The 24,787-nt window shown below is 61.2% G+C and carries 21 protein-coding genes; 3 read left to right on the plus strand and 18 right to left on the minus strand.

What is annotated here, in order from left to right; genetic code table 11:
* Positions 1 to 10: 10 nt before the first annotated feature.
* On the minus strand, positions 11 to 358 hold the full coding sequence (gene yajC, locus BS630_RS35360; RefSeq protein ID WP_003539006.1) for a preprotein translocase subunit YajC: 348 nt from the start codon (positions 356 to 358) through the stop codon (positions 11 to 13).
* 310 nt (positions 359 to 668) lie between these two features.
* On the opposite strand from yajC, the gene BS630_RS35365 reads away from it, so the two are divergent.
* Complete coding sequence (locus BS630_RS35365; protein ID WP_077981165.1) at positions 669 to 1,541, plus strand: ATP-binding protein; 873 nt, start codon at positions 669 to 671, stop codon at positions 1,539 to 1,541.
* Between the two features lie 142 nt (positions 1,542 to 1,683).
* Here the strand turns inward: BS630_RS35365 and BS630_RS35370 are convergent, their stop codons facing one another.
* From BS630_RS35370 to BS630_RS35430, 13 genes are all read right to left on the minus strand, one after another.
* Complete coding sequence (locus tag BS630_RS35370; RefSeq protein WP_077981166.1) at positions 1,684 to 3,285, minus strand: peptidoglycan DD-metalloendopeptidase family protein; 1,602 nt, start codon at positions 3,283 to 3,285, stop codon at positions 1,684 to 1,686.
* A gap of 138 nt (positions 3,286 to 3,423) precedes the next feature.
* Complete coding sequence (locus tag BS630_RS35375) at positions 3,424 to 4,077, minus strand: protein-L-isoaspartate(D-aspartate) O-methyltransferase (protein ID WP_011651660.1); 654 nt, start codon at positions 4,075 to 4,077, stop codon at positions 3,424 to 3,426.
* Entirely contained in the window at positions 4,074 to 4,847 is a 774-nt protein-coding gene (surE, locus tag BS630_RS35380; protein WP_077981167.1) for a 5'/3'-nucleotidase SurE, read from the minus strand. The genes BS630_RS35375 and surE overlap by 4 nt, the downstream gene beginning before the upstream one ends.
* Before the next feature lie 4 nt (positions 4,848 to 4,851).
* Positions 4,852 to 6,135 carry a serine--tRNA ligase gene (serS, locus tag BS630_RS35385; RefSeq protein ID WP_077981168.1) on the minus strand — a complete coding sequence of 428 codons (1,284 nt, stop codon included), beginning with the start codon at positions 6,133 to 6,135 and terminating at the stop codon, positions 4,852 to 4,854.
* A 201-nt stretch (positions 6,136 to 6,336) separates the two neighbouring features.
* On the minus strand, positions 6,337 to 7,164 hold the full coding sequence (tatC, locus tag BS630_RS35390) for a twin-arginine translocase subunit TatC (RefSeq protein WP_077981169.1): 828 nt from the start codon (positions 7,162 to 7,164) through the stop codon (positions 6,337 to 6,339).
* Positions 7,161 to 7,772 carry a Sec-independent protein translocase protein TatB gene (tatB, locus tag BS630_RS35395; protein ID WP_077981170.1) on the minus strand — a complete coding sequence of 204 codons (612 nt, stop codon included), beginning with the start codon at positions 7,770 to 7,772 and terminating at the stop codon, positions 7,161 to 7,163. Before tatB ends, tatC begins: the two co-directional genes overlap by 4 nt.
* Before the next feature lie 51 nt (positions 7,773 to 7,823).
* Positions 7,824 to 8,015: a twin-arginine translocase TatA/TatE family subunit gene (locus BS630_RS35400; RefSeq protein ID WP_017960199.1), complete on the minus strand. Its 192-nt coding sequence runs from the start codon at positions 8,013 to 8,015 to the stop codon at positions 7,824 to 7,826.
* Positions 8,016 to 8,198: 183 nt separating this feature from the next.
* Positions 8,199 to 8,915 carry an SMC-Scp complex subunit ScpB gene (gene scpB / locus BS630_RS35405; RefSeq protein WP_065279724.1) on the minus strand — a complete coding sequence of 239 codons (717 nt, stop codon included), beginning with the start codon at positions 8,913 to 8,915 and terminating at the stop codon, positions 8,199 to 8,201.
* Positions 8,912 to 9,769: a segregation and condensation protein A gene (locus BS630_RS35410; protein WP_077981171.1), complete on the minus strand. Its 858-nt coding sequence runs from the start codon at positions 9,767 to 9,769 to the stop codon at positions 8,912 to 8,914. Before BS630_RS35410 ends, scpB begins: the two co-directional genes overlap by 4 nt.
* 18 nt (positions 9,770 to 9,787) lie before the next feature.
* Positions 9,788 to 10,801 carry a beta-N-acetylhexosaminidase gene (nagZ, locus tag BS630_RS35415; RefSeq protein ID WP_077981172.1) on the minus strand — a complete coding sequence of 338 codons (1,014 nt, stop codon included), beginning with the start codon at positions 10,799 to 10,801 and terminating at the stop codon, positions 9,788 to 9,790.
* A 108-nt stretch (positions 10,802 to 10,909) separates the two neighbouring features.
* Positions 10,910 to 14,158: an SPOR domain-containing protein gene (locus tag BS630_RS35420; RefSeq protein WP_245310620.1), complete on the minus strand. Its 3,249-nt coding sequence runs from the start codon at positions 14,156 to 14,158 to the stop codon at positions 10,910 to 10,912.
* 62 nt (positions 14,159 to 14,220) lie between these two features.
* Entirely contained in the window at positions 14,221 to 15,978 is a 1,758-nt protein-coding gene (gene argS / locus BS630_RS35425; protein ID WP_065279720.1) for an arginine--tRNA ligase, read from the minus strand.
* A gap of 65 nt (positions 15,979 to 16,043) precedes the next feature.
* On the minus strand, positions 16,044 to 17,261 hold the full coding sequence (locus BS630_RS35430) for a deoxyguanosinetriphosphate triphosphohydrolase (RefSeq protein ID WP_065279719.1): 1,218 nt from the start codon (positions 17,259 to 17,261) through the stop codon (positions 16,044 to 16,046).
* 222 nt (positions 17,262 to 17,483) lie between these two features.
* Here BS630_RS35430 and erpA point away from each other — a divergent pair, with 222 nt between their 5' ends.
* Complete coding sequence (erpA, locus tag BS630_RS35435; protein WP_017960192.1) at positions 17,484 to 17,816, plus strand: iron-sulfur cluster insertion protein ErpA; 333 nt, start codon at positions 17,484 to 17,486, stop codon at positions 17,814 to 17,816.
* 122 nt (positions 17,817 to 17,938) lie between these two features.
* Complete coding sequence (gene xth, locus BS630_RS35440) at positions 17,939 to 18,730, plus strand: exodeoxyribonuclease III (RefSeq protein WP_077981174.1); 792 nt, start codon at positions 17,939 to 17,941, stop codon at positions 18,728 to 18,730.
* An 11-nt stretch (positions 18,731 to 18,741) separates the two neighbouring features.
* Here the strand turns inward: xth and exoR are convergent, their stop codons facing one another.
* The 4 genes from exoR to BS630_RS35460 all read right to left on the minus strand — a co-directional run bounded on the left by exoR (position 18,742) and on the right by BS630_RS35460 (position 24,766).
* The gene (exoR, locus tag BS630_RS35445; RefSeq protein ID WP_026158651.1) at positions 18,742 to 19,539 is read right to left on the minus strand and encodes an exopolysaccharide production regulator ExoR; all 798 of its coding nucleotides are present in this window, start codon (positions 19,537 to 19,539) and stop codon (positions 18,742 to 18,744) included.
* Positions 19,540 to 19,558: 19 nt separating this feature from the next.
* Positions 19,559 to 20,029 carry a hypothetical protein gene (locus BS630_RS35450; protein WP_077981175.1) on the minus strand — a complete coding sequence of 157 codons (471 nt, stop codon included), beginning with the start codon at positions 20,027 to 20,029 and terminating at the stop codon, positions 19,559 to 19,561.
* Positions 20,030 to 20,255: 226 nt separating this feature from the next.
* On the minus strand, positions 20,256 to 21,524 hold the full coding sequence (locus tag BS630_RS35455; protein ID WP_077981176.1) for an OmpP1/FadL family transporter: 1,269 nt from the start codon (positions 21,522 to 21,524) through the stop codon (positions 20,256 to 20,258).
* A 398-nt stretch (positions 21,525 to 21,922) separates the two neighbouring features.
* Positions 21,923 to 24,766 (minus strand): valine--tRNA ligase, encoded by a 2,844-nt coding sequence (locus tag BS630_RS35460; protein ID WP_077981177.1) that lies wholly within the window; start codon positions 24,764 to 24,766, stop codon positions 21,923 to 21,925.
* Positions 24,767 to 24,787 lie beyond the last annotated feature (21 nt).

Here is a 24,787-nt window from a genome sequence, read left to right on the forward strand (position 1 = left end):
TTATCGCTTGTTACGCCGCGTCGGCCTTGACCGGTTCACCCTTGACGCGAATTTCGGAGATGCCGCTGCGGACGATGCGCACGCGCACGCCGTCAGCGATCTCGACTTCGACTTCCTTTTCGTCGATCACCTTGGTGACCTTGCCGACGAGGCCGCCACCGGTGACGACCTGGTCGCCGCGACGGATCGCCTTCAGGGTCTCCTCACGCTTTTTTGCCTGCGCGCGCTGCGGACGGATCAGCAGGAAGTACCAGACGACCATCAGCGGCACGAACAGGATGATCATTTCGAAACCGGAGCCGCCGAATCCCGTTGCGGTATCGGTCGCGCTCTGGGCGAATGCCGGGGTGATGAACATGCTAAACTCCTCAGGCTTGGGCGGCGGAACTCCGCCTCTCTTTTCAGGTTGCCGGACTATAGTTACGGCTTCGATGAATGCAACAGAAACAGCCGGAAACAGTACCGATTCCGCTGCCTCATAACCTTTCCGCCGTCAAAACGCCATGCTAAAGCGCGTCGCATCGAACTTGATCAATGCGACGCGCTTTAGCTCCTTTATTTTCAAGCATGTCGTTATCTCGGAACCGCCCCACACTTCCGGGCGACATGCATTAGCGTCATCGAAAGATCAAAGCGGATTGCCGCAGTGAGAAATCAGGAGGCCACCGATGACCGAGGAAATCAACACAGCCCTGCTTGCCGAGCTGAAGCGGCTCGCAGACGCCGTCGAGCGTCTTGCCGGACCGGCACCCGCCCTCAACGACTGGGATGCGGCCGACTGTTTCGTCTGGGCGCCACTGCGCCAGCATCTGCAGCCGGTCAAAAGGCCGAACCGGGTGGCGTTGACGCTTATCCGCGGCGTCGATCACGTGCGTGACATCCTGCACGAGAATACGGTGCGTTTCGCCGAGGGGTATGCCGCCAATAATGTGCTGCTCTGGGGCGCGCGCGGTATGGGCAAATCCTCTCTGGTCAAGGCCGTGCACGAGGATGTCCGGCGCGAAAGCAGCGCCTCGCTGAAATTGGTCGAAGTCCATCGTGAGGATATCGCCAGCCTTCCCAATCTGCTCGACCTCCTGAAGGACACGCCGTACCGCGTGATCGTCTTCTGCGACGATCTCTCCTTCGATCACGACGATACAGCCTACAAGTCGCTGAAGGCGGCACTCGACGGCGGCGTCGAAGGGCGGCCGGACAATGTGCTCTTCTACGCCACCTCCAACCGGCGCCATCTCCTGCCGCGCCACATGATGGAAAACGAGCAGTCGACGGCGATCAATCCGTCGGAGGCGGTCGAGGAGAAGGTTTCGCTTTCCGACCGCTTCGGCCTCTGGCTCGGCTTCCACAAATGCAGCCAGCAGGATTATCTCGGCATGATCGACGGCTATGCCGATCACTTCAAGCTCGGGCTCGAACGCGACAAGATGCATGCCGAAGCGCTGGAATGGGCAACGACGCGCGGCGCACGCTCCGGCCGCGTCGCGTGGCAGTATATTCAAGACCTGGCCGGACGCATGCGGGTTCACATCGACCGGGGCTGAAGCGCGTCGCGCCAATCGGAATTCATGCGACGCGCTTATGCACGTCGTTCTCCCAAAACCGCTGCCCACTTTTGGGCCGCATCCATCAAATGACAAAAGCCCGGCTGGCGGCCGGGCTTTTGCGTTTCCTGGTACGCTGTACCTATTCCAGGAAAGTCATCGGGTTGACCGGGGACGCATCCTTGCGCACCTCGAAATGGACCTGTGGCTGCTTGACGTCGCCACTCATGCCGGAGACGGCGACGGTCTGACCGCGCTGGATCTTCTGGCCGCGGGCGACGCTCAGCGTATCGGCGTTGCCGTAGACGGTGACGGTACCGTCGTCGTGACGGACGAGAACCGTGTTGCCGAGTTCCTTCAGGCCGTTGCCGGCATAGATGACGACGCCGTTTTCGGCAGCCTTGATCGGCGTGCCCTGCGGTACCGAAATGTCGATGCCGTCATTGCGGTTGCCGTTGACGTTGGCGCCGTATGAAGCAATGACCTGGCCGCGCACCGGCCAGCGATATTTGCCGATGCCGGTCGATTCCGGCGCGACGGAGCTGACGTCCGACTTCTTCTCGACATCGTCGACGGTCTGAGTGGCGGCCGGCGCCTTGTAGGGCGCGGGCTGAACGGAAGCCGTCTGCTGGGCAGCCGCCGGCTGGGTCGGCTTCGCATCGACCTTCTCGGCCGGGATCGAGGCGGTCTTGATAGTGTCGGCAGTGCCGTTCGGGATCTTCAGAGCCTGACCGATGCGGAGCGAGCTGGCCGAAAGATTGTTGGCGGCTTTGATGTCGTCGACATTGCTACCGGTCGCCTTGGCAATCTTTGCCAGGGAATCGCCTTGCTTGACGACATAGGTCCCGGCAGGCGCCTTCGGATCCTTGCCGGCGCCGGCGGGAAGTTTGCCGGTGACATCGCCACTCGCCAGCGTCTTGTCGCGGGCGGAATTGACGTTTGGAACGACGGCGACGTTCTGCTCAGGTGCCTTCGGCGCCGGCATCTTGCCGGGCTTGGAAAGATCAGCCGCCTGCGACGCCGCCTTGGCGGCATTGCCGCCGTTGAGGGTCGGGATGAGGACCGCCTGGCCAGGCTGGGCGGCAGATGCCGTCTTCAGGTTGTTGACGCGCAGAATTTCTTTTTCGGGTACGCCAAAGCGCCTAGAGAGCGTGGCAATGCTTTCACCCGGACGCAGCGTCACCGATGGAGCGTTGGTCGCGGACCAGCCGGAAATCTTGGGCGTCGTGCCTGTGGTCAGCGTATCGGGCGTGACCTTCGGCGCGGCCGGCGCTACCAGTCGAGGCTTCTCAGCCTGCGGCGCAGCCGGGAAAGGCTGCGCGAGCGCGACTTCCTTTTCCCGCTGCCGGGAGGGTGCCGCGGCCGTCGGCGCGGCCAGCTCTGAACGCTGCACCGAGACCGGCGCGGAAGCGAGACGTGCGCTCGAGCTCGACGTGCGGGTGGGATCGTAACCCGGGCTTGCCGGATAAGGCTGGTTCAGTGCGTCATTGCCGCCGCCATAGCCTGACTGGCCGGCAACGGCCGAACTGCTAAGATCGGCGCGCGGCACCGGATCGCCCTGAGAACCGTTCATATTCCTACGCGGAATGGAACTTGTGGTGATCTGGTCCTGCCCGGAGGAGGAAAACAAGCCGCCAAACCGTGTCACATCGGAGCTGCAGCCCGTTGCGGCACTTGCCAGCAGGCTAACAACCAGAAGATTACCGGCCGACTTCCCGAACTTTGGCGAAAGACTGAAACGCATGACTCGACCCACTGAGAACGCAACCATTTGTGAGTCTATTAAAACGCGTTAGTATTACCACGCGGTTAAGATGCTGGAATCAGTGCGATTTTTTTGAGAAGTTGATAACCATAGCTTACAGGTGAAAAATCGCAGTGCCTAAAGCAGCGAGGCAAGGCGCGGAACGATCGGCAGATAAGGCGCCTCGAATAACTCCTCGCGTTCGAAGCGGCTGCCGGTTTTCGTCAGCCGCACCATTCGACACTCGTTCTCGGAAATCATCAGCGGCGCGATCATCGAGCCACCGGAAACGAGCTGGTCGGTATAAAAGCGCGGCATCGCGTTGAAGGCGGCCGTCACCAGGATGCGGTCGAAGGTGCCCTCACCCTGCATGCCGGCGCTGCCGTCGGCCTGGCGGATGACGACGCTGCGCAAACCAAGCGATTCCATGCGCCGCTGCGCGGCTGAAGTCAGCGTCTTGTAGCGGTCGATGGACAGAACACGCTCTGCCAGGCGCCCCATCACGGCGGCGGTAAAGCCGCTTCCAGTGCCGATCTCCAGGACGCGCTGGCCGGGCTTGAGCTTCAGGTGATGCAGGATGCGGACGGCAAAATCGATGCCCTCGAGGAACGAACCGCATTCGATCGGGATCGTCCGGCTCGAATAGGCGTCGTCGGCGAATTGCGGCGGCACGAACAACGAACGCTGCGTCTGCTCGACCGCCGTCAGCAGATCAAGGTCCGAGATGCCTTCGGCACGCAATCTGAGGACGAGCGCCGCAAAGCCCTCCTTCTCCGCCAGTCTTGCCGTCAAACTTGTGCTCCGTATCCCAAGGCCCGCGCCACGCGGTCCGTCACGGAATAATCGGTCAGATCCAGTTTCAAAGGCGTTACCGAAATCTTATTATGCTTCAGGGCGTGAATATCGGTGCCTTCGACGAAGGCGCCGGCGCGTTCGCCAAACTTCAGCCAGTAGTAAGGAAATCCCCGGCCGTCGGAGCGGGCATCGACGTGCAGATTGAAGGCGAGCTTGCCCTGCATGGTCACCTCGGCGCCGTCAACCTCGTCGGGACGGCAGTTCGGGAAGTTGAGATTGAGGAACGTGCCCTCCGGCAGGTCCAGGACCATCAGCTTTTCCAGGAGAGCCGGCGCATGCATCTCGCAGACCTCCCAGGGCACGATGCGCGCACCGTCCTCATAGAGATAGGCCTGGCTCAGCGCGAAGGAGCGCACGCCCTGCATCGTGCCCTCGATGGCGCCGGCGATCGTGCCGGAATAGGTCACGTCGTCGGCGACGTTCGAGCCTGAATTGACGCCTGACAGGACGAGATCCGGCTTGATATCCATCACCTGCCTGATGCCCATGATGACGCAATCGGTCGGCGTGCCGCGCAGGGCGAAATGCTTGTCGGAAATCTTGCGCAGCCGCAAAGGTTCGGAAAGACTCAGCGAATGGGCCAGGCCGCTCTGGTCGGTCTCGGGTGCCACGATCCAGACATCGTCGGATAGCGTGCGCGCGATCCGCTCCAGCGCGGCAAGACCTTCGGCGTGAATGCCGTCGTCATTCGTAAGCAGGATGCGCATCGCCTCAGGCCGCCCGTTCGATCTTGGTCAATCCGCCCATATAAGGCAGCAAAACGTCCGGAATCGTGACGGAACCATCCTCGTTCAGATAATTTTCAAGGACGGCAATCAGGCAGCGTCCGACGGCGGTGCCGGAACCGTTCAGCGTATGGACGAACCTGTTGCTCTTATCGTCCTTGCCGCGGTAGCGCGCATTCATCCGCCGACCCTGAAAATCGCCGCAGACCGAGCAGGAAGAGATTTCACGGAAGGCATTCTGCCCCGGCAACCAGACTTCGAGATCGTAGGTCTTGCGCGCGCCGAAGCCCATGTCGCCGGTGCAAAGCGTAATGGTGCGGAAATGCAGGCCGAGGCGCTTCAGCACTTCCTCGGCGCAAGCGGTCATGCGCTCATGCTCGGCAACGGCGCTCTCGGCATCGGTGATCGAGACGAGCTCGCATTTCCAGAACTGATGCTGGCGCAGCATGCCACGCGTATCGCGGCCCGCGGAGCCTGCTTCCGAACGGAAGGACGGCGTCAGCGCGGTGAAGCGCAGCGGCAGATTTTCCTGATCGAGGATTTCCTCGCGCACCAGATTGGTGAGCGTCACTTCGGCCGTCGGGATCAGATAGCGGCCATCCGTGGTCTTGAAGAGATCCTCTTCGAACTTCGGCAGGCTGCCGGTGCCGAACACCGCTTCAGCGCGCACCATCAGTGGCGAACTGACCTCGGTATAGCCGTGCTCGCTGGTGTGGAGATCGATCATGAACTGGCCGAGCGCACGCTCGAGCTTGGCGAGCGGTCCGGTCAGAACCGTGAAGCGCGAGCCGGAGAGCTTGGCGGCGCGCTCGAAATCCATATAGCCGAGCGCCTCGCCGATTTCGAAGTGTTCCTTTGGCGTGTGGTTCCAACGCGGCTTTTCGCCGACGGTGCGGGTGACGACATTGTCATGCTCGTCCTTGCCGACCGGGACATCGTCGAAAGGTATGTTCGGGATGCGCGAGAGCGCGTCATTGAGTTCGGCCGTTAGTTGCCGATCCTCCTCCTCGATCGCTGGCAGCAGAGTTTTGAATTCGGCGACCTCCGCCTTCAGCTTATCGGCAAGCTCGCTATTCTTTTGGGCCATCGCCGCACCAATTTCCTTGGAGGCGAGGTTGCGGCGGGACAGCAAGTCCTGCGCCTTCTGCACGGCGGAACGCCGCTTTTCATCGAGAGCGACGAGGCTTTGGGCAAGAGGTTCCGCGCCGCGCTTGGCTAGGGCGGCATCGAGCGCTTCGGGATTCTCACGGATCCATTTGATATCGAGCATCGTCGTTCCAGGTCGTTGCAACAGAGGTGGCCCGGCCAAAGCCTGATATGGCCTCGACCGGATGTTACAGCGCCGCCCTGTCTTTTCAGACGCGCAAAGGACACCGCAACACTTTGAATTGCTGCTTAATTCCTTAAACCGATTCCGATTTAAGGAATACGCAGTCGACGGCGTTCATGAAGGGATTTCCGGGATCGCCGCTCAGACGCTGTCCGTCTTGGCAACGTCTGCGGATCCGGTTTCCTTTTCGACCGCCCGCCGGGCACGCTGGCGCTCCACGAGTCGCGCCGCATAGATGGAAATCTCGTAGAGAAGGATCGTCGGTATCGCAAGGCCGATCTGGGACATCGGGTCCGGCGGCGTCAGCACGGCGGCGACGACAAAGGCGAGGACGATGGCAAACTTGCGCTTTTCGGCGAGCCATTGCGACGTCAGAAGACCGACACGGGCGAGCAGCGTGGTGATGACCGGCAGCTGGAAGACGAGGCCGAAGGAGAAGACCAGCGTCATGATCAGGCTCAGATATTCCGAGACCTTCGGCATCAGCGAGATCGCTATCTCGTCATGACCCGGCGCCTGCTGCATCGACAGGAAGAACCACATGACCATCGGCGTGAAGAAGAAATAGACGAGCGCACCGCCCATCAGGAACAGAACCGGAGAGGCGACTAGGAACGGCAGGAAAGCCTGACGCTCGTTCTTGTAGAGGCCGGGCGCCACGAACTTGTAGACCTGGGCAGCGATGATCGGGAAAGCGACCACAAGGCCGCCGAACATCGCCACCTTGACCTGGGTGAAGAAGAATTCCTGCGGCGCGGTGTAGATGAGCTGGGCCTTCTCGACGTCGAGATTAGCCCACTGGACCGCTGTCTTGTATGGGATGACCAGATAATTGAAGAGATCCTTGGCGAAAAAGAAGCATGCGATGAAGGCGACGAAAAATGCGCCGATCGACCACATCAGCCGCGTGCGCAGCTCCATCAGGTGCTCGATCAACGGCTGCGGCTTGTCTTCGATATCACCGCTCATGCCTCGTCCTTCTTTGTCTGCGCAGGCTTCTTCGGCGTTGGAGGCTTCCTGACTGCCGTCATGCGTTTCGGCTTTTCCACAGGCACGGCAACGGCGGCCGCAGCATCGACCTGGTCGGCAGGCTTGACGCGCGGCTTGCGCACGGCCTTCGGCTTCGCGACAACCGTATCAGCTTGCACAATCGCTGCGGCGACGGGTTCCGACGGCGCAGGTGTCGCTACCAATGGCGGCGTTTCTGGCAAGCTCATCGAAGGCGTCGGGGCTGCGACGGCATCGGGCGGCACCTCGGTCTTGTTTTCCGTGACCGTGGTCGCCTTCTGCAGGTCGGCCTTGATCTCGTTGCCCATCTGCCGAAGCGGATTCATCGCCTCGCGCAGACTGTTGACCGGGTTGAGCTTCTGGGCGTCGCTGATCGTCTGGCGGACATCGTCAAGCTCGGCTTCGCGCAACGCTTCATCGAACTGCGCACGGAAATCACCCGCCACCTTGCGGGCGCGCTGCGTCATCTTGCCGAAAGCGCGCAGCATCGGCGGCAAATCCTTGGGACCGACGACCACGATCAGTACGACCGCGATGACCAAAAGCTCGGTCCAGCCAATATCGAACATGCAAGGCTCCTGGACGGGAAGCGCGGGGGCTGCGCTTTTTCCCGGACTTGGTTACTTCGTTTCGTCGGCCTTGTGATCGACGGTCTTTGCCGTGTCCGGCGCGTCTTCGTCCGTCATGCCCTTCTTGAAGCTCTTGATGCCCTTGGCAACGTCGCCCATCAGTTCCGGGATCTTACCGCGACCGAACAACAACAGCACGATGACCAGAACGATCAACCAGTGCCACATGCTAAAACCACCCATTACGCTAACTCCCTGTTTCTATGTTCTCACGATGTAAGGATTTCCGACACCGTTTCCAACATCAAGCCCTTTGGATTGAGCTTAATGTCACGGTATCGCCCTTTGTGACAAGCCGTTGACCCATCGAAAAGTGGTGGCCGCCATTGTTTTCGCCATGCATGGCGAAAGCAAGACGCAGGCCCCTCAATCTTCAGGGGTGCCGCGCGGTGCCAGCAACCCCAATTCCTCGAGGTCCATCTGGGTGATCGGGTCTTCGTCCTCGGTCAGTTCGTCGTTCATCAACGGCGAGGGAATGTTGAAGTTCGCCGGAATGCGGCCCGACAGCAAGCCCGCTCCCTTCAACTCTTCGAGACCGGGCAGGTCACGCAGCTCTTCGAGCCCGAAATGGTCGAGGAAATCGCGCGTCGTGCCCAATGTCACCGGCCTGCCCGGTGTGCGCCGGCGGCCACGGAACCGCACCCAGCCAGCTTCCATCAGCACGTCAAGCGTGCCGCGCGAGGTCTGGACGCCGCGGATATCCTCGATTTCGGCACGCGTCACCGGCTGGTGATAGGCGATGATCGCGAGCACTTCCAGTGCGGCGCGCGAAAGCTTCTTCACCTCATTGTCATCACGGCGGATGACGAAGGACAGGTCGGCGGCGGTGCGGAAGGCCCAGGCGCCTTCGACCTGCACGAGATTGACGCCGCGCGGCGCATATTGCTCCTTCAGGCGCAGCATGATCGCGTGCACGTCGGTCTTCTCAGGCAGGCGCTCGGCGAGGAAGCCTTCGGAGACCGGTTGCGAGGAGGCGAAGACCAGCGCCTCGGCAATGCGCTCGGCCTCGATCTCGGCCTGCAGGTCGCGGCCCCTGTCTTCGAAATCGCCTTCGAAATCCTCTTCGCCCTTCAGATCGATCAAGCCGGCCGCTCCTGTTCGACCACCTGCAGCGTGGCATGTTTCGGACCGCGGCGCATGTATATCGGCTGAAAGGCGCCGTCCTGGCGGATTTCGAGCTTGCCCTCGCGCACCAGCTCCAGCGAGGCGGCAAAGGCGCTGGCGATTGCCGTGACGCGCTCTTCGGGCGCTGCGAGATACCGCAGCAGATAATGTTCCATCGCCGTCCAGTCGGCGACCTCACCGATCATCTTGGTCAGCAGTTCGCGGGCATCGGTCAGCGACCAGACGGTGCGCCGCTCGATCGTCACCTGGGTGACGGCATGGCGCTGGCGCAGCGCCGCATAGGCGGTCAGGAGATCATAAAGGCTCGCCGCATAAGCGGATTGCTGCCGGTCGGGAATATGCTCGGGCGCGCCGCGCACAAAGATATCGCGGCCGAGGCGATTGCGGTTGACGAGGCCGTCTGCCGCCTGGCGCATGGCTTCGAGGCGTTTCAGGCGGAAGGCGAGCGTTGCCGCCAGTTCCTCGCCGGAAGGGCCGTCATCCTTGACCTGCTGGGGAATGAGCAGCTTCGATTTGAGATAGGCAAGCCAGGCCGCCATGACGAGGTAATCCGCGGCAAGCTCAATGCGGATACGCCGGGCGCTTTCGATGAACAACAGATATTGCTCGGCGAGCGCCAGCACCGAAATGCGCGACAGATCGACCTTCTGGTTGCGGGCGAGATAGAGCAACAGGTCGAGCGGGCCTTCGAAGCCGGCGACGTCGATCACCAGCGCCGGCTCGTGGCTGGCGCGCTCGGCACCGTTATCCTGCCACAGCTTGTCCATCGGCGTTGCCGCCTGCGGACGTTCCGTGCCCTTGACCGTGTTCACCTAACTGCTCCCTTACGATCAGACCGTCGCAAACATCGCCTCGAATTCCGCCCTCAATTCCGCTTCATCGGCGGTATCCGGCGCCGCGAAGCCCGCTTCCACCGCTTTTGCGCGGGCAAGCGATATGCCGGCGAGCGGCGGAACATTTGCCACAACCTCCCGCATCTCGTCCATATTGCCATTGCAATGCAGCACGATATCGCATCCGCCTGCAATGATATTCGCTGCACGTTCACCGATCGTGCCGGAAAGAGCGTTCATCGAGCTGTCGTCGGAGAGCAGCAGACCGTTAAAGCCGATGTGCTCGCGGATGATGTCGTCGATCACCTTGCGCGAGGTCGTCGCCGGATTGTCCGGGTCGATCGCGGCGAAAACGACGTGGCAGGTCATGGCCATCAACTCGTCCTTCATCGCGACAAAGGGCGGGAAATCATGGAGCTCCAGCTCATCGCGCGAAACGGCGACGACGGGCAGTTCCAGATGTGAATCCGCAAAGCCGCGACCATGGCCTGGCATATGCTTCATGACAGGCAACAGGCCGCCGGCCCTCAGCCCCTCGGCAGCCGCCCGGCCCATCGCGATGACGGTCTGCGGATCGCCGCCATAGGCGCGGTCGCCGATGACGTTGCTGCTGCCCGCGACCGGCACATCGAGCACCGGCAGGCAATCGACATCGATGCCGAGGCTCGAAAGGTCGAAGGCGTGCAGCCGCGACATCAGCCAGGCGGCGCGCAGGCCGAGTGCGGGATCGCGGCGATAGAGATCGCCGAGCGCCTGACCGGAAGGATAACGCGCCAGAACGGGTGGACGGATGCGCTGGACACGGCCGCCCTCCTGGTCGATCAGCACCGGCGCATGCCAGCCGACGCTGTCGCGCAATTCGGCGACGAGATCGGCGATCTGCCGTGCTTCGGAGATGTTGCGCCCGAAGAGGATGAAGCCCCAGGGTCGTTCGCTCCGGTAAAAGGCTTTCTCTTCGGATGTGAGGGCAAGGCCGCTACAGCCAAGGATCATCGCTTTTGATTCGGTCATGCAAGAATCATAGACGGCGCCCGGCCAAATGCGAGCAAGGTCGGGCTCGATGCACAAAAAAGAGCGGCGGGCCGATCCGGCCCGCCGCTCTTATATTCAGACGCGATCCTACCTGGAGATCAGGCAGCTTCCACCCGCCGCGCGATACTGTTCGCAGAGTGCTGCGGCCTCATCCTTGGAACCGGCCGGAATGCGGACACGGTAGAAAGTACCCTTGCCGGCGATATCGGCCCTGCGGATCTCATGACTGCGGCCGCCAAGCACGCTGGCGAATTTCTTCGACAGGTTGGCATAGGATTTGGTCGCCTCGTCTTCCGAAGGCAGGGAGGCGATCTGGATGCCGTAGCCGCCGGCGGATGCGGCCTGCTGCGGCTTTGCGGCGACTGGTGCTGCGGCCGCGACCTCCGTCGTCTTCGGTTGCTGGGCGGGCGGGCGGACATTGCCCTTCTCGGTCACTGTGCCGACGACGTTGACGGGCTGGTCGGCCGGACGCGCTGTCGGAATGGGAGCGGTATCGGCAATCCCCGAAGTCTTGACAGGGCGCACCGGCGAAGCGACCGGAGCCGGGTTTGCGGCCTGCGCGTCGGCACTGCCGGCGAGCGGCGGCTGTACCGGCGCGGTTTCGACGGGGGCTGCAGAACGCGCATCGGCGGAAGCAACCTCGGCGCTTGCCGGGAAGCTTGCGGCCGTTCCACCGACGGGAGGTACAGCCGGGGTCGATTGCGCGGACGGGGTCGACGGAGCCGTCAATGCCGGCTGAGCCGGCGTCATCGGCTGGGCAGACGGCGTCGCCTGAGCAGACTGCGTCGCCTGGGCAGACTGTGTCGGCTCGTCGACGGGTGGCGGTTCCTCGCGGGCGACCAACGTACCGTCAGGCTTGACGATCATCGTGCGGACCTTGCGCGGCGAAACGGATGGCGTCTTGTCAGTGTTGGTTGCCGAAGCGTTGTCGACGTTGTCCTGGGTTGGCAGCAGACGCGGATCCTCCGTCTCACCGACCGCAGTCGGCGTGACCTGATCGTCGACGCTGGCGTTCTCGTCGTCCTCGGGCAGCGCTTCCGGTGTCAGCGTGCGCTGGACGACATCGACGGGCGCCTCATCGGAAGAAACGAGCGCCTTCTGCTTCGGCTCTTCGGCAGAACCCGCAACGCGGTCGTAGACCGCCTTATCCTGGTTCGGCACGGTCTTGCCGCCAGGATTTTCCGGAACGACCTTGACAGGCTCCTTGTCGGCGGTGATCACGCGCGGCTCGCCGATTGCTACAATGCCGAGCCCTTCGCCGTTCCAGACGGAGGAATAGACGCCATAACCGACGCCTGCAAAGACCACGAGCACGACGGCCCCGGCAAGCAGTTGGCGCATCGACCGAGCGCGGCTGAAATCAGCGGCCTGGCTTGCCGATTCAATGCGGACCTCGGAGGTCTCGCGGCGCTCGACAGGCTCGCGCACGCTGCGGCGGAAATCTTCCTCCAGCGCCCGTTCGAAATCATCGAGGCCATCGGCGATGGTGGGCTTGACCGGCTTTGCAGCGGCGGCGGCCGTATCCCGGACCGGCGTCGGCGTTTGCCGCGGTTTGGCCGGTTCAAAGAAGCTGGCAATCTCGGCGTCGAGATCGAAATCGAAATCCGCAGATTTCGCGACCGGCGCGGGCTGCTCGACCGGCGGCAGCGCCGGCACGTGCATGTCGTCGACGGCCTCGGGACGATCCTCCGGATCGGAGATCATCGCCGGATCGAATGGCAGATCTTCGGTCGATTCGGAGACAGGCATCCAGTTGAAAGCCGGAGCCGGAGCTTGAGCTTGAGCCTGCGGCTCGGGAACGAAGGCCGGAGCGGAACGTGCAGGAGCGGCAGCAGCCTGCTCAAAAGCAGGAGCCGGCGGCTCAGGAGCAAAAACCGGAGCGGGGCGAGGAGCGACGGCAGCGGCCTGCTGGGGAGCAGGGGCTGGTGGCTCAGGCTGCGGTGCGGGCTCGGACGGCTCGGAGAAATCGAGATCAGTCAGTTCCAGCTCGATGCCGGCAAGATCCAGCTCGAAATCATGGCCGGCAAAGGGGTCGTCGGCTTCCGGTGCCGGCCGCGGCGTCGGCGAATATGCCGCTGCGGCAGGCTGAGGCGTAACGACATCAGCGAGCTGCGGCGCGATCGGTCTTGCGGCTTCGGCCGCATAGACCGGAGCCGGCTCGACCGGGGCAGACCGGACGGGTGCTACGGCGAGCGGTGCGGGCGCGATCACCTCGAACTGAACAGGTGCGGCAGCCACGGGAGCGGTCGGAACGGGCGCTGCCTCGATCGATGCGGGTTGCTGCGACACAGGCCCCGGAGTGGCACGTTGCGGCACCGGATAACGCGAGACGTCCGCGAGCAGATCGTCGAGATCGAATGTGCCAGCGGTATGCGGAACATCCGGCACGACCTCGGTCAGCGCGGCATCGGCCTGGATCTCGCCTTCGACGGCGGCAGCGATGAGATCAAAACCGGCGTCGGACCCGAAATCGTCCAGCTCTTCCTCTACTTCGACAAATTCTTCGGCCTTGGCGGCCTCTTCCGGCGCTATCACCTCATCATGGCGATCGAGTTCGGCGGGAAAGCCAAGTGACGGAGAAGCGGATTCGAATTCCTCGGAAGGCTCGACAGCGGCGACAAGCGCCGACGGCTCGACGACAGGTTGAGGCTCGACCACAGGAAGATCGGCGGATGGCGCCTCAGCAACCGGTGCGGCGACCGTTTCGGCCACAGGCTCCGGCAAAACAACCGGTTCCTCGCGCCTCGGGGCATGGAAATTGGCAAGCGGCAGCCTGATGCTGGCAGCCGACCATTGCGGCGCCTTGGTGGGCTGCACCAGCGAAGAGACCGGTGCTGCGCCGATCGACAGTTCAAGCTCCTCGATCAGGTCGCGCGCACCGCCGAAGGCCGATTGCACCGACGCGTCGGGCTCGGGAGAAAGCTGCTCCGCCCAGTCGGCGGCGGATGCCTCCTCATTCCCTGCGGCGGGCAAAGCTTCTTCGGCCTCAACGGCAGCGACGGAAACCGAAACCGGCTCAGGAGCCTCCGCATGTTCGGCAGCGGAAGAAGCATCGAGAACGGGCTCGACGTAATCTTCAGGCGTGAGGTCATCAGAGATCGGTTCGGCGGGCCGGTCGAGCTCTGCAAGCGGACGTGGCGAATCGTAGCGGTCGAACTCGCGCCCAAGCTCGTCCTCGAGATCGAGGGCAGGCTCGCGCCGTGTGCTCTCCGTCACCGTATTCGCTGCAACACGTGGCTCGAAGCCGACGATCCGGGCAAGTTCAGCCAACGGATCATCGTCGGCAAACAGATCGTTTTTTCCGCGCGTATCATACGCAAGTTGTTTATCAGCCATGCCTATTCCCACTCGCAAACGCCAACGCTCAAATGCCAGCGCATTGTGGGGAAATGGTGACGTTATCGCATTTCGTCCGGTGCGGCAGTGCCTGTAATGGCAAGTCCCGACTTCAAAACCGACGCGACGGCGTACACCAGCCCAAGTCTGGCAATACTTGATTCTCGGTTTTTATCATTAACAAATCGTAATTCCGGCTGATCTTTACCTTTGTTCCAGTGCGCGTGGAAGGAACTAGCGAGGTCGTAGAGGTAAAAAGCGATACGATGCGGCTCCTGCGACTGGGCCGCCGCCTCGACGATACGCGGGAATTCAGCAAGCTTGGCGACAAGCTGCAATTCGGCCGGATCGCCAATGCCTGCAACGGTTTTTGCCAGTTTCTCGTGGGAGACGTCGAGGTCGGGAAAAGCCTCCCTCGCCTGCCGAAAGACCGACATGCAGCGAGCATGCGCATACTGCACATAAAAAACAGGATTATCTTTCGACTGTTCCGTCACTTTGGCGAAATCGAAGTCGAGCGGCTCGGAATTCTTGCGGTAAAGCATCATAAACCGGACCGAATCACGGCCGACTTCTTCGACGACGTCCCGAAGCGTGACGAAATCGCCCGAGCGTTTCGACATCTTCACCGGCTCGCCGTTGCGATAGAGCTTGACGAGCTGGCAGAGCAGCACCGTCAGCTTCGCCTTACCATCCGAAACGCCGCGTGCAACCGCTTCCAGGCGCTTGACGTAGCCGCCGTGGTCGGCGCCAAGCACATAGATCATCTCGTCGAAACCACGGTCGAACTTGTTCTTGAAGTAAGCGACGTCGGCGGCGAAATAGGTGTAGGAACCGTCCGACTTGATCAGCGGCCGGTCGATATCGTCGCCCACCTCGGTCGAACGGAACAATGTCTGTTCGCGATCTTCCCAGTCCTCAGGAAGCTGGCCCTTCGGCGGCGGCAGCGTGCCCTTGTAGACATAGCCCTTGAAGGTCAGGTCGTTGATCGCCGTGCGGATCGCAGCTGCAACATTGGCATGCAGGGTGCGTTCGGAGAAGAAGACGTCGTGATGGACGTTCAGAGCCGCCAGATCCTCACGGATCATCACCATCATCGCATCGATGGTGCGATCCTTGACGATCGGCATCCATTGGTCTTCCGGCATGTTGTGCAGCCGCACACCGTAATCGGCGGCAAGCGACTGGCCGACGGGCACGAGATAGTCGCCGGGATAGAGACCCGAGGGGATTTCGCCGATCTTTTCGCCGAGCGCTTCGCGATAGCGCAGGAAGACGGAACGGGCGAGCACGTCAATCTGCGAGCCGGCATCGTTGATGTAGTATTCCTTCTCGACGCCGTAACCGGCAAAAGCGAGCAGGTTGGCGAGCGCGTCGCCCACGACGGCGCCCCGGCAATGGCCGACATGCATAGGGCCGGTAGGATTGGCCGAGACATATTCGACATTGACCTTCTTCCCCTCGCCGAGCGTCGAGCGGCCGTAATCGGTGCCGGCGCCGATCATCGAGGCGAGCAACCGCTGCCAGTAACCGACGGCGAGACGGATGTTGATGAAGCCGGGACCCGCGACCGAGACATCGGCGACGTCGGCATCCTCCTTGAGCTTGGCGATGATGACGTCGGCCAGTGCGCGCGGATTGGTTCCGAGCGGTTTTGCCAGCACCATTGCGGCATTGGTCGCGACATCGCCATGGCTCGCGTCACGCGGCGGCTCGACCGTGATGCGGCCGAAATCGAGCTCGGATCGCTTTTCCCTGACCAGATCGATCTGTTCAAGGGCGGTTTTGATCCTGGCTTCGAAGTCGGTAAAAAGGTTCATCGCACTCTTCCATGCATAGGCTGTGCCAAAGGCTCAAATCGGCCCTCGGCGTGGGCGACCGCTGCCTATCGCAAATCCGGAGTGTGGTCAAACAACCGCCTGTGGGCGCTGATCGCATATGTGTCGGTCATGCCGGCGAGATAATCGCCGACATGGCGGGCCTTCGGCGCATCGGACAGGCCGGCGATATGATCGACCCAGTAATGGCTTTGCATCTCCTTGGGATTGGCCATGTAGGCGGCAAAGAGATCGGTGACGATCTGGGCGGCACCGGCACGGATGCGCATGATATCGGGATTGCGGTAGATGCGCTTGAAGAGCATGGCCTTGATCTGCCTGTCGGTCTCGGCCATTCCCTCGGAAAAGGTGGCAATAACCCGGTCGGCAGCGCGGATGTCGGCCGCATTCTCAGGGCGGAGGAGCGACAGGCGCTGCTGTGCCACGCCGATCACGTCCTCGACCATGCGGGTAATCTGGCGGCGCATGATCTCATGGGTGAAGCGGCTCGGCTCCAGATGCGGATATCGCGCCCTCACCTCGGCCATCAGCCCGGCAAGAAACGGGATTTCCTCCAGCATGTCGAAAGTCAGGTAACCGGAGCGCAGGCCGTCGTCGATATCGTGGGTATTATAGGCGATGTCGTCGGCGATCGCCGCGACCTGGGCTTCAAGGCTGGCATAGGTTGCAAGCTCGAGATCGTGCAGCTCGCAATAATCGAGGATCGGCTGAGGAACGGGACCGCGGGTGCCGACTCCATCAGCCGTCAGAAGCGGACCATTGTGCTTGACGAGACCTTCGAGGCTTTCCCAGGTCAGGTTGATGCCGTCGAATTCGGCATAACGCCTCTCCAGTTTGGTCACGATGCGCAGCGATTGGGCATTGTGATCGAAGCCGCCATAGGGCAGCAGCACCTCGTGCAGCGCGTCCTCGCCGGTATGACCGAACGGCGTATGGCCGAAATCGTGCACGAGCGCCACGCCTTCGGCCAGATCCTCATCGAGCTTCAGGGCACGGGCAAGCGCGCGGGCGATCTGGGCCACCTCGATCGTGTGCGTCAGCCGTGTGCGGTAATGATCGCCGTCCTGGGCGATGAAGACCTGGGTCTTGTGCTTCAGCCGGCGGAAGGCGGTGGTGTGGACGATGCGGTCGCGGTCGCGCTGGAAATCGGAGCGCGTCGGGCTTCCGTCCTCCTGATAGAGCCGCCCGCGCGTCGTCCAGGGGTCGGCCGCATAAACCGCCCTCTCACTGCTGCCGAAACCCAAAGCACGCGTATCGATCGTCATTCTTCACCGTCATCCTGCATGTTGCTGCATCTGCCCATTGACGCCGCCTAACGCTCTTCATACCTATAGCCCGATGAAACGGCAAAGAGGCGCTTTCTTAACCGCTTCGGCGCATCATCGCCTTTTCGCGAATATCATGGTAAGTTTCTTTGATATCAGGCATTTGAACATTCAAGTGCCAAAACCCATTCTCTCCGGATCTTGACCCCGGCAGGAGGAAACATGACGGATACGAGTGTAACCCTTTCAGATGCTGCGGCAAAGCGTATCGCTGCGATCGTCGGCGCCGAAGCCGGCAAGAGCGCCTTGCGCGTTTCTGTCGAGGGCGGCGGCTGTTCGGGCTTTTCCTACAAGTTCGATCTTGCCGACAGCGCCGCCGACGACGACATCATCGTCGAAAAGAACGATGCCAAGGTGCTGATCGACAGTCTTTCGCTGGTTTATATGGCGGGCTCGGAGATCGACTTCGTCGACAATCTGCTTGGCCAATCGTTCCAGATCAAGAACCCGAACGCGGTGGCAAGCTGCGGCTGCGGCACCAGTTTCTCGATCTGAACGTCTAAACGCACATACTCCCCATCAAACCGGCCGAAGAATTCCTTCCGGCCGGTTTATCGTCTTGTCCGGCGGCGAAAGACCGCGATAAAAGAAGCGCACGAAGCGAACAGGGCGAAGAGATGAAGATCGCGACTTGGAACATCAACGGCGTCAAGGCGCGCATCGACAATCTCACGCAATGGCTGAAGGATTCCGATCCGGATATCGTCTGCCTGCAGGAGATCAAGACGGTCGACGAGGGTTTTCCGCGGCTGGAGATCGAGGCGCTCGGCTATCACGTCGAGACGCACGGCCAGAAGGGCTTCAACGGCGTGGCGATCCTTTCCAAAAGTTCACCTTTCGAAGTGAACCGCGGCCTGCCCGGCGATCCGCTGGACGAACAGGCGCGTTTCCTCGAAGCGGCGTTCACGCTGTCCGACACGCGCATCCTGCGCGTCTGCTGCATCTACCTGCCGAACGGCAATCCCGTCGAAACGGAGAAATATCCCTACAAGCTCGCCTGGATGGAGCGCCTACGGACGTTCGCCGCCGAACGGCTGGCCTATGAGGAAATGCTGGTCCTTGCCGGCGATTACAACGTCATCCCGGAACCGCACGACTGCTTCGATCCCAAGGTCTGGGAAAAGGACGCGCTGTTTCTGCCGCAGACGCGGGAGGCTTTCCGCCGGCTTGAAAATCTCGGCCTGACGGATGCGGTGCGCGCCACGACGGATGCGACGCAGTTCTATTCCTTCTGGGATTATCAGGCCGGCGCCTGGCCGAAGAACAACGGCATCCGCATCGACCATTTGCTGCTGTCGCCGGAAGCTGCCGACCGGATGACGTCGGCTGCGATCGAAAAACATGTGCGGGCCTGGGAAAAGCCGTCCGACCACGTGCCCGTCATCGCCTATTTCGATTTCGCAGCCTGAGGCCTTCTACCTCAATCGTCCGAACCGCTCGCGATCGTGTGCGACAGCGACACCGCAGTGCGGCGGTCGGACTCGTTTGCAACCGAGAAGGCCTGCTCCTGCAGTGCTTCCATCCAGCCGCAGTCCTTGGGCTTGCAGCGGTCGAGTGCCGCGGTCATCAGCGCCAGACCACGGGCCGTCTGGCCTTCGTCGAAAAGAATATTGCCGAAGACCGCCATGGCGCCGGGATGGCCACTCTTGCGGGCCTGGTTCAGCCATTTCTTCGCCTGCTGCGGGCTGGAATTGCCACCCTCGCCGGCCAGCATCATCTGCGCCAGCTGGAACTGCGCCTCGGGCACGCCAAAGGTGGAGGCCACCTGAAAATAAAGCTGGCGTGCCTGGCTGAGGTCGGTCCTGACCGGACTGCCGGCGATGCCGTGCTTGTAATAGTTGGCGAGCGAGAGCAGCGCGTTGACGAAGAAGCCGGTATCTTCCGAGCCGGGTTCGACGCCCTGCTGGGCGATCTCGCTGTAGATCTTGAAGGCTTCGAAATCATCCTGCGTGACACCGTCGCCATCGGCATACATGTTGGCGAGCGCCCAGCGCGAGCCGGTGTGCCCCTTTTCGGCGGCGTATTTATAGGCTTCGACCGCCTCTTCCTTCTGGCCGTTCTTATAGGCCTTGAAGCCGAACTTGAAGAGATCGAAGGGTCCGGATTCCTTGCTGACGCCACCTTTGATGTCGAATGCGCGGCACGGACCGGACAGCGCCAGCGCTATAGACATGCCCACCAGCATGAATTTGAACAGTTTGAACTCGGACGTCACCATTTCAACCGATTTCTTTCGCTCATCCCAGGCAGGCGGCAACGGCGCTCATGCCGTGCATCCCGCGGATGTATTTCTTCGAGGCGAGCGATCCCGCGGCGAGCTCCATGGCTCCTTTACCCGCGTCGCATTCAGCCCACTGGCCTTTTCTCAAAGGCGATATTCTCAGCCCATCCTTCAGAACCACCCGGCTCCCGGCATGGCTCGACTGCAATCTCTGTGGCACTCTTTCGGCAGGTGCGGCATCCGCCTTCCCGCCTTTATCGCATTCGTAAACAGTAAATGTGACGAAAGCGGTATCGACATTTTCGGTAAGGCCGGGCTGCTCAGCTGAGCGGGTCGAAAATAACCACAATGCATGAATCGACGACCTCATCGCGAGGTCGGATCGGCGGCCGGAACAGCCTTGTTCGGAAAGCGAAACGGCCGCAATCAAACGATTGTCGCCAATCGCGCCGCACGAACTGATGTACCCGGAAAAAAATCGACCCATACTACTATTTACACGCACCGTATGCCTGCCATCACCTCGCCCGCAAATATCGCTGCGCCCTCTTTGTGGCGGGAAATGGACAAATTCGCCCTACCGCCACCATACGCCAAACGTCGTAAAATTGTGTTGCTGAATCGTCACAAATTGGAACGTCGATTTGTCTTGCGACGCCCAAAGAAAAACCCGGCAACCTGCCGGGCTCTAAGACTTCTACTTCGGCTGCAAGTCAAAACTTGACCTTTACGCTGGTGGAAAGAGCCGCCACCAGATCGTCGTCGAAGGAATAGGAAACGTCGTTGCCGTAGGTCCGGCCATTATAGACGTAGGTGCCGGATTCCCCGCCGGTCATGATGCCGAGCGCGCCGGCCAGACGCCACTCGACATTCTCCACCGGCGTATAGGAGACACCCGCGCCGAGCGTCCATGTGTCGGTCTGGGCGCCGTAGCCCTGGCTCGTACCTCGATCCCAGGTCAGGCTGAGGGCGCCGGCCCATTGTTCGTTGAACTTGTGGCCAACGCCGCCGCTGATCGTCCAACCGTCGCGATAGAAGAGATCGAGCGAGGTGAGTTGGCTGCCGGCGCCGCAGGCGACGACGCCCTTGTTGGCCTTCGGGCAGAAGGCGATCGACTGCAGCACGCTCCAGTTCGTCCACTTGACGGAACCGAAGGCAAGCCAATCGGGCGCAATGCCGCTCTGCAATTTCAATTCGACAGAATCGGGCGCTTCGGCCGAACCGTAGACCGGCGTAACAACGCCGAGGTAGGGATTGGCGGGATTCGCCGGCACCTCGGTCAGGTCGACCGTGCCGGTAAGATTGTCATATTTGACCTTGCTGTTGTAGACTAGGCTGGCGCGGAAGGCATATTCCTCGATTTCGTAGGCGATGCCCGCCCGCCATCCCAAGGCCTGGTCGGCAAGGTCCAGACGACCGGTGCCGTCATAGACCAGCGCGGCCGCCCCTGGGATCGGCGCGACGAGGCGTGTCTTGAAACCTTCGACCGTCTGATAGAAGCCGCCGCCGATCAGGCGGAGCTGGCCAGGTCCCATATCGAAACGATAGGAGCAGGTGGCGCCATAGTTGCGGGTGCTGATCTTGGTTTCGATGTTGTCGTTGACGCCCAACCAGTCAGCGCCCGGATTGGTATGTGCGCCGAAGGGTGTCGAAAAATCGCCCATACAGTCGATGGCATCGCCGAAACCGACTTTCACCCCGAGATAGGGGATCCAGTAGTCCTCCGTATCATCCGCCGTGGTCGAACCGCCGCCAATGCCGTTCGTGCCGAGGCCATCGGTCGGGTCGGTGTCCCTGACATTTTTCAGCTTGCGCTGCGGCATGACATAGGTCGCGCCGGACTGGACAGCGAACCTCGAATTGTCAAAGAGAAGGTCGATATTATATCCGCCACGCTCCAGACCGCCGGCGAAGGACGGTGATGCAAGCGACGAAAGAAGAACGAGCGATGTTATGCCCTTGGAAAACCTACGCGATGCCATTGTGTCTCCCCCACTCCAGCAATTGATGTGGCGACACTCTAGTAAGTGTTCGCCCGATATGGCAACGCGCCCCATGACAGCGCTCCCAGTCGTTGGAATGACCAACTTACGTAAAGAAATTGACGGACACGTCAAAAAACCTGGTTAATAAAATTTTATTCCAGACTTATCGAATTTCAGCTAGGCTTTTGGGTTTTCATTCCAACATTGCAGAATCTGTATCAATCCAACAACAGTGGCAGTTTTCGCCGCTGGATGCCCCGCTCAGCCACAATCCACAGGCTCCGCGCCTGAAACCAGCCGTTTTCAGGGCCGAATCGCATGCGCCCAGAACGACAAAAAGACGCGCCCGCAGAGGGCGCGTCTTTGAAATAACTTACCAAATAGGCCGGTGAAATTTACCCGGCTTCGCTCACCCTGGAAAGAGCGATCCTCAAGCTCGCAATCTGACTTTTCAGTTCCTCGAGACGATCGCGCTCGGCATCGACGACTTCGGGATTGGCGTTGGCGACGAACCTGTCGTTGGAGAGCTTGCCGTCGATGCGGGAGATCTCGCTCTCCATCTTGGCAATCGCTTTTTCCAGACGAGCCTTTTCGGCGGTAAGGTCGATCAGATTGCCGAGCGGCAGGCAGATGGTGGCCTCGGCGATGACGATCTGAGCGGCACCCTTGGGCGCATCGTCAGCCAGCGATATCGCCTCGACGCGCGCAAGGCGCTTGATGGCGGCGTCGTGGCGGAACAGCCGTTCACGTGTCAGGTTGTTGGCCTTGACGACGACAAGCGGGGCTGTCGCCGATGGCGGCACATTCATTTCGGCGCGCACCGAGCGGATGCCGGAGACGAGGTCGATCAGCCAGTTGATTTCGTCGGCGGCCCCGTCATCGGCATAGGACGGCGCCGGCCATTCGGCGTGGCAGACCAATGTGTCGCGCACTTTGCCTTCGCCTGCGGTATGGGCCCAAAGCTCTTCGGTCATGAAGGGCATGAAGGGATGCAGCAGCTTGTAGATCTCTTCGAGAATATAGGCGCTGCAGGCCTGGGCTTCGGCCTTGGCGCCCTCGTCCTCGCCATTGAAGACCGGCTTCAACAGTTCGAGATACCAGTCGCAGACCTCGTTCCAGACGAAGCGGTAGAGCGCGCCGGCGGCGTCGTTGAAGCGGAAGGCTTCGAGTGCTTCCGTAACGTCACGTTCCGTACGGGCAAGTTCCGTCAGGATCCAGCGATTGATGGTGAGCTCGGCGGCTTCGGGCACGAAATGCGGGTCGCTTTTTGCGCCGTTCATTTCGGCGAAGCGCGTAGCGTTCCAGAGCTTGGTACCGAAATTGCGGTAGCCGGCGATGCGGGCCGGATCGAGCTTCACGTCGCGCCCCTGCGCCGCCATGATCGCCAGGGTAAACCGCAGCGCGTCGGCGCCGTATTCGTCGATCAGTTCGAGTGGATCGATGACGTTGCCCTTCGATTTCGACATCTTCTGCCCATTCTTGTCGCGCACCAGCGCGTGGACATAGACGGTCTGGAAAGGCTCGACGGGTTCGCCGTCCTCATCCTTCATGAAGTGCAGGCCCATCATCATCATGCGGGCAACCCAGAAGAAGATGATATCGAAGCCGGTGACGAGAACGTTGGTCGGGTAATAACGCGCCAGTTCGGGCGTCTCGTCCGGCCAGCCGAGCGTCGAGAAAGGCCAGAGTGCTGAGGAGAACCACGTGTCGAGCACGTCCTCGTCACGCGTCAGTATTTCGCCCGGCTTGAAGTTTTCAAGCAGGTCCTCGACATAGGCTTTCATCGGCCCCTCGTGCGAAAGGTAATGCTGGATCGCCGCCTGCAGCGCCTCTTCCTCGGTCTTTTCGACGAAGACCTGGCCGTCCGGGCCGTACCAGGCGGGGATCTGGTGACCCCACCAGAGCTGACGGGAGATACACCAGGGCTGGATGTTTTCCATCCATTCGTAATAGGTCTTGTCCCAGCTCTTCGGCACCATCCTGGTGCGACCTTCGCGGACCGAGGCGATCGCCGGTTCGGCGAGCGTTTTTGCATCGACATACCATTGTTCGGTCAGCCGCGGTTCGATCGGCACGCCGCCGCGGTCGCCGTGCGGGACCATGTGCTTGTGCGGCTCGATCTTGTCGACGAGGCCCGCCTCTTCGAAAATCTCGACGATGACCTTGCGCGCATAGAAGCGGTCCTGCCCTTCCAGGCGGTCCCAGGCGCCGTGCAGCGCCGCCGGATTGTCGAGACCTTCGAGAAAGTCCTCATTGTCCTTGATGGTGATCGTGCCGTCGCCGTTCATGATATTGATGACGCGAAGACCTGCGCGCTTGCCGACGTCGAAGTCGTTGAAATCGTGCGCGGGCGTTATCTTCACCGCGCCGGTGCCGGCAGCCGGATCGGCATAATCGTCAGCAACGATCGGAATTCTGCGGCCAACGATCGGCAGAATGACATGCTTGCCGACAATGCCCTGATAGCGTTCGTCCTTCGGATTGACGGCAACACCGGTATCGCCCAGCATGGTCTCCGGTCGTGTCGTTGCGACGACAACATAATCGCGCGTCTCGAATTCGGTCGGCTTGCCTTCCTCATCGAATGCAATCGGGTATTGGTAGGTTACGCCCTTTTCCAGCGGATAGCGCAGGTGCCAGAGATTGCCCTTGACCTCGTGCTGCTCGACTTCGATATCGGAAATCGCCGTTAGCAGCTTCGGATCCCAATTGACCAGGCGCTTGTCCTTGTAGATCAGGCCTTCCTTGTAAAGGGTGACGAAAACCTCGATAACCGCCTTCGACAGGCCCTCGTCCATGGTGAAACGTTCGCGCGACCAGTCGCATGACGCACCAAGACGCTTCAGCTGGTTGAAGATCAGGCCACCCGATTCCGCCTTCCACTCCCAAATCTTGTCGATGAAGGCTTCGCGGCCCATGTCGCGGCGGCCCGGCAGCTGCTGTTCCATCAGCTTGCGCTCGACGACCATCTGCGTGGCGATGCCGGCGTGGTCCATGCCCGGCTGCCAGAGCACGTCCTTGCCGCGCATGCGCTCGAAGCGCACCAGGATGTCCTGCAGCGTGTTGTTCAGCGCGTGGCCCATGTGCAGCGAACCCGTGACATTCGGCGGCGGGATCACGATGGTGAAGGTCTCGGCTCCGGGCCTGGCGTTCGCGCCGGCGCGGAAAGCGTCCGCCTCATCCCATATTGCGGCGATTTTCGGTTCGACGGCAGCGGAATCATAGGTCTTGTCGAGCATTTTCTGACCAATTTCGAGGTT

This window comes from Rhizobium laguerreae, from assembly GCF_002008165.1.
Lineage (GTDB): Bacteria > Pseudomonadota > Alphaproteobacteria > Rhizobiales > Rhizobiaceae > Rhizobium > Rhizobium laguerreae.